This window comes from Micromonospora orduensis (genome assembly GCF_006228125.1).
Lineage (GTDB): Bacteria > Actinomycetota > Actinomycetes > Mycobacteriales > Micromonosporaceae > Micromonospora > Micromonospora orduensis.
Genome location: NZ_VDFY01000177.1, coordinates 22,840 through 38,916, shown reverse-complemented (window position 1 = coordinate 38,916; position 16,077 = coordinate 22,840). Strand labels below are relative to the sequence as shown.

At 73.4% G+C, this 16,077-nt stretch carries 14 protein-coding genes; 8 read left to right on the top strand and 6 right to left on the bottom strand.

Translation table 11 applies throughout. The features are described 5' to 3' along the window. The first annotated feature begins 130 nt into the window (after window positions 1-130). From FHG89_RS19425 to FHG89_RS19395, 7 genes are all read left to right on the top strand, one after another. Window positions 131-1,942, top strand: a complete 1,812-nt coding sequence (locus FHG89_RS19425; protein WP_139585808.1) for an AMP-dependent synthetase/ligase — start codon at window positions 131-133, stop codon at window positions 1,940-1,942. A gap of 14 nt (window positions 1,943-1,956) precedes the next feature. Next, on the top strand, window positions 1,957-3,648 hold the full coding sequence (locus FHG89_RS19420) for a sensor histidine kinase (RefSeq protein WP_139585807.1): 1,692 nt from the start codon (window positions 1,957-1,959) through the stop codon (window positions 3,646-3,648). 7 nt (window positions 3,649-3,655) lie between these two features. Beyond that, window positions 3,656-4,324: a response regulator transcription factor gene (locus FHG89_RS19415; RefSeq protein WP_007072219.1), complete on the top strand. Its 669-nt coding sequence runs from the start codon at window positions 3,656-3,658 to the stop codon at window positions 4,322-4,324. A 191-nt stretch (window positions 4,325-4,515) separates the two neighbouring features. Further along, window positions 4,516-5,325, top strand: coding sequence for an SAM-dependent methyltransferase (locus FHG89_RS19410; protein ID WP_139585806.1), 810 nt, complete (start codon window positions 4,516-4,518; stop codon window positions 5,323-5,325). Window positions 5,326-5,404: 79 nt separating this feature from the next. Next, window positions 5,405-7,063, top strand: coding sequence for a putative bifunctional diguanylate cyclase/phosphodiesterase (locus tag FHG89_RS19405; RefSeq protein ID WP_244295628.1), 1,659 nt, complete (start codon window positions 5,405-5,407; stop codon window positions 7,061-7,063). A 59-nt stretch (window positions 7,064-7,122) separates the two neighbouring features. Beyond that, window positions 7,123-7,707: a TetR/AcrR family transcriptional regulator gene (locus tag FHG89_RS19400; protein WP_139585804.1), complete on the top strand. Its 585-nt coding sequence runs from the start codon at window positions 7,123-7,125 to the stop codon at window positions 7,705-7,707. A 12-nt stretch (window positions 7,708-7,719) separates the two neighbouring features. Next, window positions 7,720-8,388 carry a lysophospholipid acyltransferase family protein gene (locus tag FHG89_RS19395; RefSeq protein WP_139585803.1) on the top strand — a complete coding sequence of 223 codons (669 nt, stop codon included), beginning with the start codon at window positions 7,720-7,722 and terminating at the stop codon, window positions 8,386-8,388. A gap of 13 nt (window positions 8,389-8,401) precedes the next feature. Here FHG89_RS19395 and FHG89_RS19390 read toward each other — a convergent pair whose 3' ends face one another. The 6 genes from FHG89_RS19390 to FHG89_RS19365 form a co-directional block, all read right to left on the bottom strand. Then, a complete protein-coding gene (locus FHG89_RS19390; RefSeq protein ID WP_139585802.1) occupies window positions 8,402-9,526 on the bottom strand; it encodes a glycosyltransferase family 4 protein in 1,125 nt (374 codons plus the stop codon). Beyond that, window positions 9,523-10,782, bottom strand: a complete 1,260-nt coding sequence (locus tag FHG89_RS19385; protein ID WP_139585801.1) for a M48 family metalloprotease — start codon at window positions 10,780-10,782, stop codon at window positions 9,523-9,525. The genes FHG89_RS19390 and FHG89_RS19385 overlap by 4 nt, the downstream gene beginning before the upstream one ends. A 113-nt stretch (window positions 10,783-10,895) precedes the next feature. Further along, window positions 10,896-11,114, bottom strand: a complete 219-nt coding sequence (locus FHG89_RS19380; RefSeq protein ID WP_139585800.1) for a hypothetical protein — start codon at window positions 11,112-11,114, stop codon at window positions 10,896-10,898. Between the two features lie 191 nt (window positions 11,115-11,305). Further along, the gene (locus FHG89_RS19375) at window positions 11,306-12,025 is read right to left on the bottom strand and encodes a DinB family protein (protein ID WP_139585799.1); all 720 of its coding nucleotides are present in this window, start codon (window positions 12,023-12,025) and stop codon (window positions 11,306-11,308) included. Window positions 12,026-12,155: 130 nt separating this feature from the next. Continuing rightward, window positions 12,156-12,569, bottom strand: a complete 414-nt coding sequence (locus tag FHG89_RS19370; RefSeq protein WP_139585798.1) for a hypothetical protein — start codon at window positions 12,567-12,569, stop codon at window positions 12,156-12,158. A 134-nt stretch (window positions 12,570-12,703) separates the two neighbouring features. Further along, on the bottom strand, window positions 12,704-14,155 hold the full coding sequence (locus FHG89_RS19365) for an NYN domain-containing protein (protein WP_139585797.1): 1,452 nt from the start codon (window positions 14,153-14,155) through the stop codon (window positions 12,704-12,706). A 127-nt stretch (window positions 14,156-14,282) separates the two neighbouring features. On the opposite strand from FHG89_RS19365, the gene FHG89_RS19360 reads away from it, so the two are divergent. Then, window positions 14,283-16,037: a DEDD exonuclease domain-containing protein gene (locus tag FHG89_RS19360; protein ID WP_139585796.1), complete on the top strand. Its 1,755-nt coding sequence runs from the start codon at window positions 14,283-14,285 to the stop codon at window positions 16,035-16,037. The last annotated feature ends 40 nt before the right edge of the window (window positions 16,038-16,077 follow it).

The window sequence follows — 16,077 nt, the reverse complement described above, 5'->3', positions numbered from 1 at the left end:
ATGCGGTAGGCAGGGCGCGGCGGGGGCGGCGCCCTGCCTACCGCATCGTGACCACCCGCCGGGTAGGTTTCGACGGGACGGACGCCGTGGTGGCGACCGGTCCGGCCAGTGCGAGCACGAAGGAGTGCAGGTGCGCGAGTTCTCCGTTCCGCCGATCGTCACCGTTGGCGACGCGGCCAACCTCACCGATCCGGTCTGGGAAAGCGCCGAGGTCGCACCGGACACGGTCCAGTTCGCCCGCCGCGCCCGCACCGCCGACGGCGGCACCACCTGGGCAGAGGTGACCTGCCTGCAGTTCCGCGACGAGGTCGCGGCGGTCGCACGCGGACTGATCGCCGCCGGCGTCCAGCCGGGCGACCGGGTCGCGTTGATGAGCCGCACCCGCTACGAGTGGACCCTGCTGGACTACGCCATCTGGACGACCGGCGCGGTCACCGTGCCGATCTACGAGACGTCCAGCGCCGAACAGGCCGCGTGGATCCTCGCCGACTCCGGCGCGGTCGCCGTCATGGTGGAGACCGACCGGCACGCCGACCTGGTCGCCGATGTGCGCGACCGGCTGCCCGAGCTGAAGCACCTCTGGCAGATCGAGCTCGGCGGGGTCGACGACCTGGTCACCGCCGGCGCCTCGGTCGAGCTGGGTGAGGTCGAGCAGCGCCGCAAGGCGGTCCGCTCCGGCGACATCGCCACCATCATCTACACCAGCGGCACCACCGGCCGGCCCAAGGGCTGCGTGCTCAGCCACCGCAACATGTACGCGGACATCGCCAACGCGGTCCCGGTGCTGCCGAACCTGTTCAACGCCGGCGCGGCCACCCTGCTCTTCCTGCCGCTGGCGCACGCCTTCGCCCGGCTGATCCAGATCGGCGTGGTGCAGGCCCGGGCCACCATGGCGCACTGCGCCGACCCCAAGAACCTGGTCGCCGAGCTACAGGAGTTCCGGCCGACCTTCGTGCTCTCCGTACCCCGGGTGTTCGAGAAGGTCTACAACGCGGCCAAGCAGAAGGCCGAAGCCGACGGCAAGGGCGGCATCTTCGCCCGCGCCGAGCAGGTCGCCATCTCGTACAGCGAGGCGCTGGAGACCCCGGGAGGGCCGGGCCTGGCGTTGCGGGCCCAGCACGCGGTCTTCGACCGGCTGGTCTACCGCAAGCTGCGCGCGGCGCTCGGCGGCCGGTGCCGCGACGCGATCTCCGGCGGCGCGCCGCTCGGCGCCCGGCTCGGCCACTTCTTCCGCGGCATCGGCGTGACGATCCTGGAGGGCTACGGTCTGACCGAGACCTCGCCCGCCGCCGCGGCGAACCTGCCCACCGGCACCCGGATCGGCACCGTCGGTCGCCCGCTGCCCGGCGTGACCGTACGGATCGAGGACGACGGCGAAATCCTGATCTCCGGTGAGCTGATCTTCCAGGGCTACTGGCACAACGACGCGGCGACCGCCGAGGCGCTCAGCGCCGACGGCTGGTTCCGCACCGGCGACCTGGGCCAGCTCGACAGCGACGGGTACCTGAGCATCACCGGCCGCAAGAAGGAGCTGATCGTGACCTCCGGCGGCAAGAACGTCGCCCCGGCGGTGCTGGAGGACCAGGTGCGGGCGCACCCGCTGATCAGCCAGTGCGTCGTCGTCGGCGACCGGCAGCCGTTCATCGCGGCGCTTGTCACCCTCGACGAGGAGGCGCTGCCCACCTGGCTGGCCGGCGCCGAGCTGCCCGCCGACACCCCGGTCGAGCAGCTGCGGGAGCACGAGGGTCTGCGCGCGGAGATCCAGTCCGCGGTCGACGCCGCGAACCGGACCGTCTCCAAGGCCGAGGCGATCAAGGTGTTCCGGATCCTGCCCCACGACTTCACCGAGAGCACCGGCGAGCTGACCCCGTCGCTCAAGGTCAAGCGGCAGGTCGTCCACAAGATGTACGCGGCGGAGATCGCCGACATCTACCGAGGCTGACTACCATCCGTCACGTGCCCGCATCGACATCCGCCGCACCGCACCCGCATCCCCTCGCCGCGGCAGCCCGCCTGGTGATGCTGGCGCTGGTCGCCGTCCTGACCCTGTTCGCCACCCACGACGTCGCCCAGCTGTGGTGGATCGCGCTGCTGGCGGTCGCCGGGCTGCCGTCGCTGCTCGCCCCGCAGCACCGGCTGATCGGCCCGCTGAGCCGGGTGGCCGAGGTCGTGGTGCTGGGGCTGGCCGCGAGCCAGGTCGCCGCGGACGCGGCGATCGGCGGCACTGTCGACGGCCTGGGCGCGTCGGCGGTGCTGCCCTACCTGGCGGTCCCGGTGACAGTCACCGCGCTGCGCCGCCGCTTCTCCGAGGGCGCCGCCCTGCTCGCCGTCACCGCCGCCACCCTGCTGGTCAGCGGCGCGCTGACCGAGGTCGGCGGGGGGCGCCAGCTCGGCCAGCCGGGCTACCTGGCGGTCTGCGCCCAGTGGCTGATCCTGGCCGCCCTGGGGCTGTACGCCGCCGGCACCCTGCACCGGGTGATGGCGGTGCGCGGCGAGGGCAAGCCCCAGCCGTACGCCGAGGCGACCCGGCTGCTGACCCAGCTGCGCACCGTGGCCCGGCAACTGCCCGGCGCCACCCTGGACCCGGGAGGCATCTCCGAGCACCTGATCGAGGAGCTGCGCACGGTGGCCCGGGCCGACCGGGGGGCGGTGCTGTCGGCCAGCGGGGGCGGCCGGCTCGTGGTGCTCGCCCAGGCCGGGGTCGACCGGGTGGACTGGGAGACGACCCTCGACGCGGACTCGGCAATCGCCGACGCCTGGGCCAGCCAGCAGGCCACCACTGCCGCCCGGTCGCAGTCCCGGACGCACCGCGGCGGCGACGTGTCCGCGCTGATCGTCCCGCTGGTCGCCGGCGTCCGCACGGTGGGGCTGGTGGTGCTGGAGGCGGACGTCGCGCAGGCGTACCCGCCGCCGGTGGTGGACCGGGTGACCGCGCTGACCCGGCCGGCCGCGCTGCGGCTGGAGGCGGCGCTGCTCTTCGACGAGGTCCGCTCGCTGGCCACGAACGAGGAACGGCAGCGGCTGGCCCGGGAGATCCACGACGGGGTGGCACAGGAGCTGGTGATGGTCGGCTACGGCATCGACAACGCCCTGGCCACCGTCTTCGACGACGCCGACGAGACCGCCGAGGCGCTGCGGACGCTGCGCGGCGAGGTGACCCGGGTGATCACCGAGCTACGGTTGAGCCTCTTCGAGCTGCGCAGCGAGGTGGACCGGCAGGGCGGGCTGGCCGCCGCGATCGCCGAGTACGCGCGCACGGTGGGCGCCTCCGGCGGGCTGCGCGTGCACCTGTCACTGGACGAGTCCACGGCGCGGCTGCCGGCGGCCACCGAGGCCGAGTTGCTGCGCATCGCGCAGGAGGCGGTCACCAACGCGCGCAAGCACGCCGGCGCGTCCAATCTGTGGGTCACGTGTGAGGTGGACCCCCCGTACGCGCAAATAGAAGTGTCGGATGACGGTCAGGGGATGGCTGACCAGCGCCCCGACGGACGGTACGGTCTTGCGATCATGGCCGAGAGGGCGGAACGTATCCGGGGCCGGTTGGAGATCAGGCCGCGGCAACCCAGCGGCACGACCGTGGCGGTGGTTCTCGGCACCTCGTCCCGGCGAGAGAACGTGCGCGACAGCGCAGCACCAGAAGGGGAGTAACCCGAGGATGACCACAAGTCCGACACCGGCCACCCGCACCAAGGTCCTCCTTGTCGACGATCACGACCTGATTCGCAAGGGCCTGCGGCACGCGTTCGAGCGCGACCGGCAGTTCGAGGTCGTCGGTGAGGCCGCCACGGCGGCAGAGGGTGTACGTCAGGCCGGCGCTCTGCAGCCGGACGTGGTGATCATGGATCTGCGCCTGCCCGACGGTAGCGGCCTGGAGGCCACCCGCGCGCTGCGCAAGTCCAGCGCGTCCATGGGCATCGTGGTGCTGACCATGTACGCGGGCGACGACCAGCTCTTCGGCGCCCTGGAGGCCGGTGCGAGCGCCTTCGTACCGAAGACCGCCCCGGCCGACGAGGTGGTGGCCGCCGCCCGGCACGCCGCCTCCTCCCCCAGCGCGTTCACGGCCGCCGACCTGGCCGAGGCGATGAAGCGTCGCCTCGCCCCGTCCGGTCCGCAGCTCTCCCCCCGCGAGGGGCAGGTGCTGCGGCTGCTCGCCGACGGCATGAGCGTGGCCGGCATCGCCAAGCAGCTGTTCGTCAGCGAGTCCACGGCCAAGACCCACATCTCCAAGCTCTACGAGAAGCTCGGAGCGGCCAACCGGGCTCAGGCGCTGATGACCGCGCTGCGGCTCGGCCTGCTCGAAGCGCCGGACGCCCCGAAGTTCTGACAGGCCCCCGCTCGTCGAGCGGGACACCGCGATCGAAGTCCGCGCCAGCCTCACCGCCGGCGCGGACTTTCGCGTATCGACCGACGTCGGCGGGAGACCTGGCGGCACGCTATGGTCTGGCGGGCGTGTCGGGGGCACAATACCCGCGCGGGCGACGATGCCCGCGACGCCGACTCGGAAGGGGTGAGCGCATGCAGCGGCCGGACTGGGCGCCCGACACCATCGACATCGAGCGCCCGAGCGTCGCGCGGATGTACGACTACTACCTCGGCGGCTCACACAACTTCGCGGCCGACCGGGCCGCGGCGCAGGCGATGGTGGCCGCGGTGCCGGAGGCGCCGCTGATGGCGCAGGCCAACCGCGCGTTCCTGCGCCGGGCGGTGCACCACCTGGCCGAGGCCGGGATCCGGCAGTTCCTGGACATCGGCTCGGGCATCCCCACTGTCGGCAACGTGCACGAGATCGCCCAGCGGATCGACCCAGCGTCGCGGGTGGTCTATGTGGACGTCGACCCGGTGGCGGTGGCGCACAGCCGGGAGATCCTGTCCGGCAACGACCGGGCCGTGGTCGTGCAGGAGGACCTGCGGCACCCGGAGGCCATCCTGAGCCACCCGGACGTGCGCAAGCTGCTCGACCTGAGCCAGCCGGTGGCCGTGATGATCGTGGCCGTGCTGCACTTCGTCTCCGACGACGACCGGCCGGCGGAGCTGCTGGCGACCCTGCGCGACGCCCTGGCCCCCGGCAGCTACCTGGTGTTGTCGCAGGCCAGCGACGACGGGCGCAGCGCTGACGAGCGGGCCGAGGCGGAACGGGTCTACCGGCGTACCGACAGTCCCCTCTGGATCCGCGGCCGGGCCGAGCTGACCGCGTTGTTCGACGGGTTCGAGCTGCTCGACCCGGGTGTGGTGTGGGTGCCGCAGTGGCGGCCGGACACTCCGGACAGCGCGGAGGACGCCGAGCGCGCGGTCTTCATGGGCGGCGTCGGGCGACTCGGTGACTGAATCGCCCGAGGCGGCGTCCCGTCCGAGCACCTTCGCGCGGGCGTGGGCGAAGGCCGTCTCCGGCACCAGCTACCTGCCGATGACGCAGGCGCAGCTTGAGGCGCTGCTGCACCGGCTCACCGGCCAGTTGGCAGGGGCGCTGCTCGCCGAGCCGTTCGACCTGCGCGCCGGGCACCGGGTCGGCGCCGAGCTGGTCGCCGCGCACATCGCCTCGGCGGAGGGGTTGGGCCGGACCGTCGAGGTGATCCAGCTCCGGCTGGTACGCGACCTGGGCCTGGTGGCCGAGGACGTCGAGGACCGGATGGCCCGGCTGCTGGCCGCCGTGGCGACGGGTTACGCCCGCGCGCTTCGCGACCGGACGCTCGACGAGCAGGAGTCGATCCGTCGGGCCGCCATGATGGCGCGTACGCAGGCCCTGCGGGCCCTGCGGGCCAGCGAGGCGCGGTTCCGGCACCAGGCGACGCACGACCCGCTCACCGGCCTGCCCAACCGGACGCTGTTCACCGAGCGGCTGACCGCCGCCCTCAACGAGCCGGGTCGGGGCGCGCAGCGGATCGGGGTGTGCTTCCTCGACCTGGACCGGTTCAAGGTCGTCAACGACACCCTGGGGCACCAGGTGGGCGACCGGCTGTTGACGATGGTGGCCGAGCGGCTGTGTCAGGACCTGGGTGAGCACCTGGTGGCCCGGCTGGGCGGCGACGAGTTCGTCATCCTGGTCGAGCGGACCGGCGGCACCGACGACATGGTGAAGGTGGCCGAGACGGCGCTGGCCGCGGTGCGCACCCCGGCGCTTGTGGACGGGCACGAGTTGCAGGTCTCGGCGAGCATCGGCATCGTCGAGCGGCAGGTGGCCGGCGCCAATCCCAGCGATCTGATGCGGGCCGCCGACGCGACCCTGCACTGGGCGAAGTCGGCCGGCGGGGCCCGCTGGGCGCTCTACGACGCCGAACGCAGCCGGCGGGAGCTGGCCCGGTACGCGCTCTCCGCGGCGATCCCGGCCGCTCTGGAGCGGGGCGAGTTCTACCTCGACTACCAGCCGTTGACGTCGCTGCGCGACGGCCGACTGCTGGGTGTGGAGGCGCTGGTGCGCTGGCGTCATCCGGAGCTGGGTGTGCTGCGTCCGGACAGCTTCATCGGGTTGGCGGAGGAGACCGGCCTGATCGTGCAGTTGGGCGGGTGGGTGCTGGCCGAGGCGTGCCGGGAGGCGGAGGCGTGGTCGGCCGGCGGCGTCCAGGCGCCGTTCGTGAGCGTCAACCTGGCCGTTCGGCAGGTGCACCGGGCCGGTCTCGTGCAGGACGTGCTCGCCCTGCTGCGGCAGACCGGGCTGCCACCGGAACGGCTCCAGCTGGAGATCACCGAGAGCACGATGATGAGCACCGCCGAGGAGCCGGTACGCGCCCTGCGGGTGCTCGCCGACCTCGGTGTGCGGATCGCCATCGACGACTTCGGCACCGGCTACAGCAACCTGGCGTACCTGCGGGACCTGCCGGTGACCGAGTTGAAGGTGGCCGGGGAGTTCGTGGCCGGGCTGCGGTCACCGGCGGTCGGGCGTACCGACGAGCGGATCCTGGCCTCGCTTGTCTCGTTGGCGCACGCCCTGGATCTGACGGTGACGGCCGAGGGTGTGGAGACCGCCGGGCAGGCCGAACGGCTGCGGGCGATCGGGTGCGACGCCGCCCAGGGCTGGCACTTCGGCAAGCCGGCGCCGGCCGACCGGATCCTGGCCCGCATCCGCTGACCGGTGCCGTTAAGCACGGGGAGTAGACACCGTCTATGCCGTCCTGGTAGACACTGTCTATGAGCAACGGGGAGGCGGGCGTCCGGGCCCGACTGGTGGCCGCCGGGGTGGACCTGGTGCTCCGCGAGGGCCAGTCGGCCGTGTCGCTGCGGGAGATCGCCCGCCGGGCCGGCGTCTCCCACGGCGCGCCGCGCCGATACTTCCCCACCCACGTCGACCTGCTCTCCGCCATCGCCCGCGAGGGCTTCGCCGACCTCACCACCCAGGTCCAGAAGACGATTCGCGACGTCGACCCGGACCCGCGTACCCAACTGACCGCGCTGGCCCGGACATACCTGGACTTCGCGGCGGCGCACCGGGGCATGTTCGAGCTGATGTTCCGGCACGACCTGCTGGACAGCGGCCGGCTGCGGCTGCGCGAGACGAGCCTGCCGCTGTTCGCCGTCCTGGCCGACCTGGTGGCCCAGGTACGCCGGCCCGACGACGCCCCCGCCTCGGTGCTGGCCGGCGCGCTCTGGGCCAACCTGCACGGCATCGCCCAACTCTGGGCTTGGGGCAGCCTGCCGCTGGCCACCGGCGCCACCGACGACGACGTCCTGCTGCGCGCCACGCTCGACGCCCACCTCGGCCCCGCCCCGCACTGAACCGGAGGACACGTGCCCCTGCTGTACGACCTCAGCAAACTGACAGTCGGCACCGTCCTGCGGGCGGGCTGGCGGCCCCGCGTGGAGGGACTGGAGCATCTGCCACGACACGGCGGCGCGATCCTCGCGGGTAACCACCTCTCCGTCGCCGACGAGGTGTTCCTCGCCTGCCTGACACCCCGACACGTCACCTTCTGGGCCAAGTCCGAGTACTTCACCGGCCGGGGACCGGGCGGCTGGCTCAGCCGGCGGATCGTCGCCGGCATGGGCGCGATCCGGGTCGAGCGCGCCGGCGGACGGGCCGCCCTCACCGCCCTCGACGCCGCCGGTCCGGTACTGCGCGACGGCGGTCTGGTCGCCATCTACCCGGAGGGCACCCGCTCCCCCGACGGCCGGCTCTACCGGGGCCGCACCGGCATGACCCGGCTGGCCCGCGACGCCGGGGTGCCGATCGTCCCGGTGGGCGTTCTCGGCACCGCCGAGGTGCTGCCGATCGACGCGCGACTGCCCCGCCGGCACCCGGTCACCCTGCGGTTCGGCCCGCCGATCCCCGTCGCCGGCCGGATCAACGGGCCACGCGACTTCCGGGTCGTCACCGACGAGGTCATGGTCGCGATCCAACGGCTGACCGACCAGGAGTACGTGCCGCGTTACGCGCCACCCCGGGCGAGCACCACGTGAAAGGACCGAGCGGTCAGCCGGCGAGCAGCTCCGCCATCCGCTGCGCCTGCGTCTCCCAGCGCCACTCCCGCTCCACCCACGCCCGGCCCGCCGCACCCAACTGACGGGCCAGGTCCCGGTCGGCGAGCAGCCGGGCGACCCGGTCGGCGAGCTGGGCGACGTCCCGCCCACCGACCACGTAACCGGTCTCGCCCTCGCGGACCGCGTCCGGCGCGCCCCCGGAGTCGCCGGCCACCACCGGAAGGCCCGTCGCGGACGCCTCCAGGTAGACGATGCCCAGCCCCTCCACGTCGAGGCCCCGGTTACGGGTGCGGCACGGCATCGCGTACACGTCGCCGGCCGCGTAGTGCGCCGGCAACTCCGCCGACGGCACCGAGCCGGTGAAGACCACGTCGCGTTCCACGTCGGTCTGCCGGGCCAGCTTCTCCAACGTCGCCCGGTACGGGCCACCGCCGACGATCAGCAGCGCCGCGTCGGGCACCCGACGGCGGATCTCCGGCAGTGCCCGGATCAGCATGTCCTGCCCCTTGCGGGGCACCAGCCGGGACACGCAGACCACCACCGGCCGGTCGGTCAGCCCCAGCCGGGCCCGGACGTGCTCACCGTCCACAGTGGGGTGGTAGGTGTCCACATCCACCCCCGGAGCCAGCCGGCGCAGCTCGGTCACCCCGTCCAGCACGCGGGCGAGCCGGGTCCGGGTGTACTCGCCCAGGTACGTCGTGACGTCCACACCCCGACCGATGCGGCGCAGCGCCGGCCGGGCCGCCGGCAACGCCGCCCACCCGACCTCGTGACCGTGGGTCTGCGCCACCACCCGGCGTACGCCCGCCCGCCGGCGCAGACCCGCGGCGAGCAGCCCCAGCGGTGCTGCAGCGCCGAACCACACCGTGTCGCAGTCGTACGCGCGGGCCAGCCGGGCCGCCCGGCGGGCGATCAGCGGGGTCGGCAGCAGCACCCGGGTGCGTTCCCGGACCACCTCGAACGGCTGGTCGGCATCGAACTTCGCGGCGCCCCGCCAGCTCGACGCGTACACGACCACCGAACCGGCCGGCTGACGCAGGGCGAGGTTGTGCACGAAGGACTGGATGCCCCCGGGGCGGGGCGGAAAGTCGTTGGTGATCAGCAGCGTACGGCTCATCGGCCAGCCTCCCGGGCGTACGCGCGGGCGGCAGCCATCCGCTCCACGGTGGACGGATGCGAGGCGGAGTAGAGGTACTCCCAGCGCGGCGGGTCAGGGTCGCCCAGGTTGACCGAGCCGAGCCGCCGCTGCATCGACTCGAAGGCCACCGGGTCGCCGGTGAGCGCGAGCGCGTGCGCGTCGGCGCGCGCCTCCACCCGACGCGACATCAGCGCCTGCACCGGCGCGGCGACCAGCCCGGCCACCGTGACGAGGGCGAGCAGCAGCGGGAACGCGCGTGGTTGGGCGACCGAGTCGACGCCGGCCAGCCGCAGCAGCGGCCCCCACGAGCCGAGCAGGTAGAGCGCCACCACCGCCGCGGCGGCGCCCAGCGCCCCGGTCAGCGTGCCGACGGCCACGTCGGAATCCTTCGCGTGCCCCAGCTCGTGCGCCACCACGGCGGTCACCTCGGCCGGGGTCGCCTCGGTCAGCAGCGTGTCGTAGACGACCACCCGCCGGGTCGGGCCGAGACCGGAGACGTACGCGTTTACCGCCCTGGTGCGGCGGGACGCGTCGGCGACCAGCACGTCACGCACCGGCACCCCGTCGCGGGCGGCCATGCTCATCAGCTCGGTGCGCAGCGGACCCCGCTCCATCGGGGTGAACCGGTTGAACACCGGCTCCACAAGCACCGGCAGCACGAACGACAGCAGCACCACAAGCAGGGCCGCACCCGCCGCGCCGAACGCCCACCACCAGCGCGGCGCGAGCCGGATCACCGCGTAGAAGCCGAACAACGCCACCGCGCCGATCACCGCGCTCACCGCGTACGACTTGAGCAGGTCGACCGCCCAGCCGTTCCAGCCGTTGGTGCTGAGCCCGTAGCGGGTGAGGACGCTCTGCCGCCAGGCGGCGAACGGGAGCGTCACCAGGTCGGCGACGAGCACCACCGCCAACCCGCCGAGCACCGCCTGCGCCGCCCAGTGCCCACCGAACGGCCGGCCCACCAGCTCGACCAGGCGACTGCCCAGGGGGGTCAACCCGAGCGCGAGAGCGACAAGCAGGCCGACGGCGAGCGCTGTGTAGCCGCCGGGGCGTAGGGCCGCACGGAACTCCCGCCCCCTGGCCACCTGCTCGGCCGGCAGGTCACCCAGCGCGGCGAGCTGGTCGGCCCGAGGTGCCGGCGGGCGGTGCCACGGGATGAGCAGCGCGGCCAGCACGACAAGCGCGACGGTCAGCCCGGCCAGGGCCAGCAGCGCCCAACCGCGCGGGGTCACGCGGACACCGCCGTGCCGTCGTCGCGTCGTACCCCGCTCATCCCGCCGCTCCTCCCGCCGTGACCGCTCATCCTATGGCCCGCGAGAAGCGCGCCTCGGGCGCGGTGTCACGGTCAGGCGACCCGGCGTACCGCGCGGTGGTCGGTGTCGCCGGGACGCCCGGGCGCGTCCAGCACCTCCACCTCGAATCCGGCCCGTGCGAGCACCTCGATCGCCTGGACCTCGGCGGCGACCAGCCCTGCCGCCGGGGACGTGTCGTCGAACAGGGCGGCCAGCAGGCAGCCGGAACAGTCGTCACCCCGCCTCGCGCACCCGTCGCAGTCGATGAGCATCACGCCTCCTGATCGTTGGCGGAGCACGGTCGACGCCTTGTCGTCGCCACCCGAGCACCGTCGGTGACATCGACGCTAACCACCGGGTACGACAGAAACCCCACCCGACCGCCCGTTGCGACCGAGATCCACTCCAGATCAACGATATCGGGGTATCCCGACCGCCCGGACACCCCACGTCGCCGAACGCGTCAGCCCTGCGCGTCGAGGTCGCGCAGCGCGTAGCGCAGGTGCTCCCACTCCTCCCCGAGGATCACGTGGACGCAGTGCAGGACAGTCACGTGATGGTCGGGCCACCAGGCGCTCGGGCGGGACTCTTCCAGCAGCTCAGGTGTGACGGCCGCGAGGAAGTCGCGCACCATGGCCTGCCGCTCGGCGCGCACCTGAAGAACCGCGTCGAAGGTCGGCTGCTCGGTGGCGAAGACCGACAAGTCGAAGCCGTCGGTCTCGTACTCCACGTGTGACTGACCGAGCGGGTGGAACGGCTGCGGCAGGCGCAGGATCGCCTTGCCCAGCCAGGCGTCGGCGGCGAACGCGAGATGCCGCAGCGTCTGCGCGAACGACCACTCACCGTCGACCGAGACGTCGACCGCACCGTCGGGCATGGACCGCACCCGGTCGACCGCCGCCGCCCAGGCCCGTTCAAGCCCCGCCCACGCCCTGCGGAAGTCGGCCGGGTCGGTGGCCCGCCTCAGCTCCCGCCCGGGAAACCGACGGTTCAGCTCGGCCTCCACGAGCGGCACGACATCGACGCCGTTGACCAGGAACGTCGCCTCGGACAACCACGGCGCGTCGATGTCCAGATTGGCCACGTCGACACCGCGCATCACCGCGCCGGCCAGCGACGACCTGGTGAACCGCGCACCGCGCAGGTCCCGGTCGACGAACACCGTGACGTCGTCCTGAGGCATCGCGACTCCCTTTCTCGGCGGTCGCGGCGATGCTAGCGCCGAGGTCCGACACGCACGACGGACGATCCGGCCGCTGACACCGAACGCGCCAGCGGCCGGATCATCTCCCCCTAGTCGAGGGAACGCGGGATCACGGGTAGTGCACCCGAGGGCTGGTGAAGATGCCGTGCAACGTCCCGCTGCAGGTGTAGACCTCGACCACCGTCACGGCCGAACCATTGAAGTTGTTCATCACGTTGACGGTGCGGCTGACCGGCCCGAACCGGCCGGTCCGGCTCAGGTTGTAGTACGTCCACGCGCTGTTGCCGTTGTTCGTGGTCCGCAACTGGATGTACGCCGAGCACCGGGACTGGTCCGGGGTGGCGTTCATGTAGAAGTCGCCCACCACGTTCTGGTTGGAGCCCTGGTAGGAGATGCAGGAGCTGATCGGGTAGGCGCCGGTGCAGCCACCACCCGACGCCGCCTGCGCCGGTCCCGGCGCGACGAGGAGGGCCGCCAGCGCGACGACCGCGCCGAGGACGCTTCCGAGTAGTCGTTTTCCCATGTCGTTGCCTGCCTTGGTCGGTGCCCGACGGTGGCCGGGCGGATGCGGACACCGTCGCCGACCGCGCCTGCAGGAATCTCGCCAAAACCCTGTCCGCCGACCCGTCGGCGGGTGCCGTGCGGCAACGGGTGCCCTCAGGAGCGGGCGAGGCGCCGCAGCAGCGAGTCCGCGCCCAGCGGGTACGCCCCGTGCCTGCGCACCCCGTCGGCGACCTCGCGGTCGGAGGAGACCACGACCACCGGGCGGCCGGCCGGCTCGGCGCGGACCAGCCGCCGGATCAGCTCGTCGGCGGTCTCGCCCTTGCGGGAGAAGAGCACCCGTACGCCACGCGGCGCGGGTGGCAACCCGTGCATCCGCTCGGCGCCGTCGAAGACCACTGTGACCTCGTCGCCGGTCTGCGCGGCGATCCCGCCCAGACCGGTGATCAGGCGTTTGCGCTGCTGTTCCAGGGACATCTCGCCGAAGCCACGCTTGGTGACGTTGTAGCCGTCCACCACGAGGTGCGCCCGGGGCAGGGCGAGCAGCTGGTCGAGCCGGGCCGGGTCGTCGGTGTCGCGGGCCCGGGCGGCCGGGCCGGCCGGGGCGCTGCCCGGCTGCTCGGCGAACGCGTCGGCGACGAAGTCGGCGGGGAGTTTGTCCACCGGGTCGAGCGCCAGCTCCCGGCGCAGCCCGACGGCGGCCTGGCCGATGGTCTCCAGCAGCAGCCAGAGCCGGGCGTCGTCGACCGAACGCGCCTCCTTGGCGCTGGCCCGGGCCACCCCGGCGGCGGCCTCCGCCTCGGCCAGTCGAGCCCGGGCGCGACGCAGCTCGGCGTCCACGTCGGCGCTGGCACGGGCCGCCCGGCCGCGTTCGGTGGCCAGCAACTCGGTGGCCTTGCGCTCGCGGGCCTGGGTCTCCCGCAGGGTGCGGGCCAGCTGCCGGGACTCCTCGCGGAGCTGACCCAGCTCCTCACGGACGCGGGCCAGCTCGTCGCGCAGCTTCTCCGCCTCGACCCGGGCCACCGCCCGGTCGTGCTCGGCGCGGGTGGCCCGCTGCTCGGCCTCGCGGACCAGCTCGGCGACGACCGCGCTGTCCGCCTCGGCGCGTACGGCCGCTCCGCTGGCGTCGATCAGCTCCCGCCAGCCGCGCGGACGGGCCAGGTAGGCCAGCGCGGCCACCTCGACCGGGTCGGCGGCGGCCGGCGCGGTGCCTTCGACCACGGCCGCACCGAGGTCACCGGCATCGGCCAGCACCCGCGCGGTGACCCGCTGCCGAAACAGCGGGTCGGCGGTGAGCTGGGCGGCGATGACCGGCGCGCCGAGCCGGGCCCGCCGGTTCGGGGCGAACTTGGCCACCCGGCGCAGCGGCACCGGCACCTCGTCGGCGGGCAGGGTGGGCAGCACCGCCGCGGTGAGCGTCACGATCCGCTGGCGCACCGGCTCGGGCAGTGTCGGTTCCGGCTCGACACCCGAGCCGTCGGCCGGCGTCGTGGGGGCGGATGCGCCCGATGGGTCGGTGACTACGTTGTCGTCCGGGTTGCCCGCACCGTCGCGCGCGACCGGATCCTCCTGCGGGAGGTGGTCGTCGTACGGCTCGGTGAGGGGCATGTGGCAAGTCTCCCACCGCGACCGGGCCCACCGCCCGGTGAGTGAGCCGATCTCTCATCCTACCCCCATGGTGACTGGTGGGGACGTTGCGACAGGAGTGTCGGACCGGGGCGCTAGCGTGCCGCCGATGGCACAGGCGGAGTACGTCCAGGAGTCACTTGCCGGTCTCGACCCGGCGGTGGGCGGGGTGGACCCGGCGCTGCCGCTCTACGCGACCACCTTCGTGGTGGTCGACCTGGAGACCACCGGCGGCGCGCCGGACGGCGGTGGCATCACCGAGATCGGCGCGGTCAAGGTGCGCGGCGGCGAGCAGCTGGGTGAGCTGGCGACCCTGGTCAACCCGGGGCAGCCGATCCCGCCGTTCATCACCGTGCTCACCGGCATCACCCAGGCCATGCTGCTGCCGGCGCCACCGATCGAGCAGGTGCTGCCGAGCTTCCTGGAGTTCATCGCCGACGCCGTGCTGGTGGCCCACAACGCCCCGTACGACGTCGGGTTCCTCAAGGCGGCCTGCGCCAAGCACGGTTACCGCTGGCCCAACCCCCGCGTCCTGGACACCGCGGCGCTGGCCCGCCGGGTGCTGACCCGCGACGAGGTGCCCAACCGCAAGCTCGGCACCCTGGCCGCGTACTTCCGCACCGCCACGCAACCCACCCACCGCGCGCTGGACGACGCGAAGGCCACCGTCGACGTGCTGCACGGGCTGATCGGCCGGCTCGGTGGGCACCGGGTGGACACGGTCGGCGACGCCATCGAGTTCGCCCGGGCGGTCACCCCGACACAGCGCCGCAAACGGCACCTGGCCGAGGGGCTGCCGAAGGTCCCGGGGGTCTACATCTTCCGGGCCGCCGACGACCGCCCGCTCTACGTCGGCACCTCCGTCGACATCGCCACCCGGGTGCGCAGCTACTTCACCGCAGGTGAGAAGCGCGCCCGGATCTCCGAGATGCTGGCGGCGGCCGAGCGGGTCGAGGCGGTGGAGTGCGCCCACTCGCTGGAGGCGGAGGTCCGCGAGCTGCGGCTGATCGCCGCGCACGCCCCGCCGTACAACCGGCGGTCGAAGTACCCGGAGCGGATGGTCTGGCTCAAGCTCACCGACGGTCCGTACCCTCGGCTGTCGATCGTCCGCGACCTGACCCCCACCGACACCGCGTACCTCGGGCCGTTCACCTCCCGGCGGGCCGCGGAGCTGGCCGCCGCCGGCTTCCACGACGCGGTGCCACTGCGCCAGTGCACGCACCGGCTCTCGCTGCGCACCGTCACGCCGGCCTGCGCGCTGGCCGAGCTGGGTCGCTGCGCGGCGCCCTGCGAGCACCGGATCACCCCCGAGGAGTACGACGACAGAGCCGTCCTGCCGTTCCGCACCGCCACCGCGAGCGACCCGCAGCGGGTGGTGGACGCGCTGCTGGCCCGGATCGACGTGCTCTCGGGCGACCAGCGCTACGAGGACGCCGCCGTGGTGCGGTCCCGGCTGGCGGCGGTGCTGCGCGCCACCGTGCGGATGCAGCGGCTGGCCGCGCTGACCGGGATCACCGAGCTGGCGGCGGCCCGCCCGGCGGCCCGGGGCGGCTGGGAGCTGGCGCTGGTCCGGCACGGCCGGCTGGCCGGCGCGGGGGTGTCCCCGCCGGGCGTCCACCCGCGACCCACGCTGACCGCCATCCGGGCCACCGCCGAGACGGTGGCCGGCGGGCACGGGCCGGTGCCGGCGGCCACGGCCGAGGAGTCCGAGCGCATCCTGTCCTGGTTGGAACGACCGGAGACGCGACTGGTGGAGATGTCGTCCGGTTGGTCGTCGCCGGTGGGTGGCGCGGGCCGCTTCCGTGACCTGCTGGCGAAGGCCGAGAACGGTCCGTCCCACCAACTCTCGACCGAACGCTCATGACCAAGTGACCGATCGGACTACGTCGACTCGCTTAGGCTGT

Coding starts and splice junctions, on each gene's coding strand:
- FHG89_RS19415 (WP_007072219.1), top strand. CDS start 3,656: ATGACCACAAGTCCGACACCGGCCACCCGCACCAAGGTCCTCCTTGTC.
- FHG89_RS19410 (WP_139585806.1), top strand. CDS start 4,516: ATGCAGCGGCCGGACTGGGCGCCCGACACCATCGACATCGAGCGCCCG.
- FHG89_RS19405 (WP_244295628.1), top strand. CDS start 5,405: ATGACGCAGGCGCAGCTTGAGGCGCTGCTGCACCGGCTCACCGGCCAG.
- FHG89_RS19400 (WP_139585804.1), top strand. CDS start 7,123: ATGAGCAACGGGGAGGCGGGCGTCCGGGCCCGACTGGTGGCCGCCGGG.
- FHG89_RS19390 (WP_139585802.1), bottom strand. CDS start 9,526: ATGAGCCGTACGCTGCTGATCACCAACGACTTTCCGCCCCGCCCCGGG.
- FHG89_RS19380 (WP_139585800.1), bottom strand. CDS start 11,114: ATGCTCATCGACTGCGACGGGTGCGCGAGGCGGGGTGACGACTGTTCC.
- FHG89_RS19375 (WP_139585799.1), bottom strand. CDS start 12,025: ATGCCTCAGGACGACGTCACGGTGTTCGTCGACCGGGACCTGCGCGGT.
- FHG89_RS19370 (WP_139585798.1), bottom strand. CDS start 12,569: ATGGGAAAACGACTACTCGGAAGCGTCCTCGGCGCGGTCGTCGCGCTG.
- FHG89_RS19365 (WP_139585797.1), bottom strand. CDS start 14,155: ATGCCCCTCACCGAGCCGTACGACGACCACCTCCCGCAGGAGGATCCG.
- FHG89_RS19360 (WP_139585796.1), top strand. CDS start 14,283: ATGGCACAGGCGGAGTACGTCCAGGAGTCACTTGCCGGTCTCGACCCG.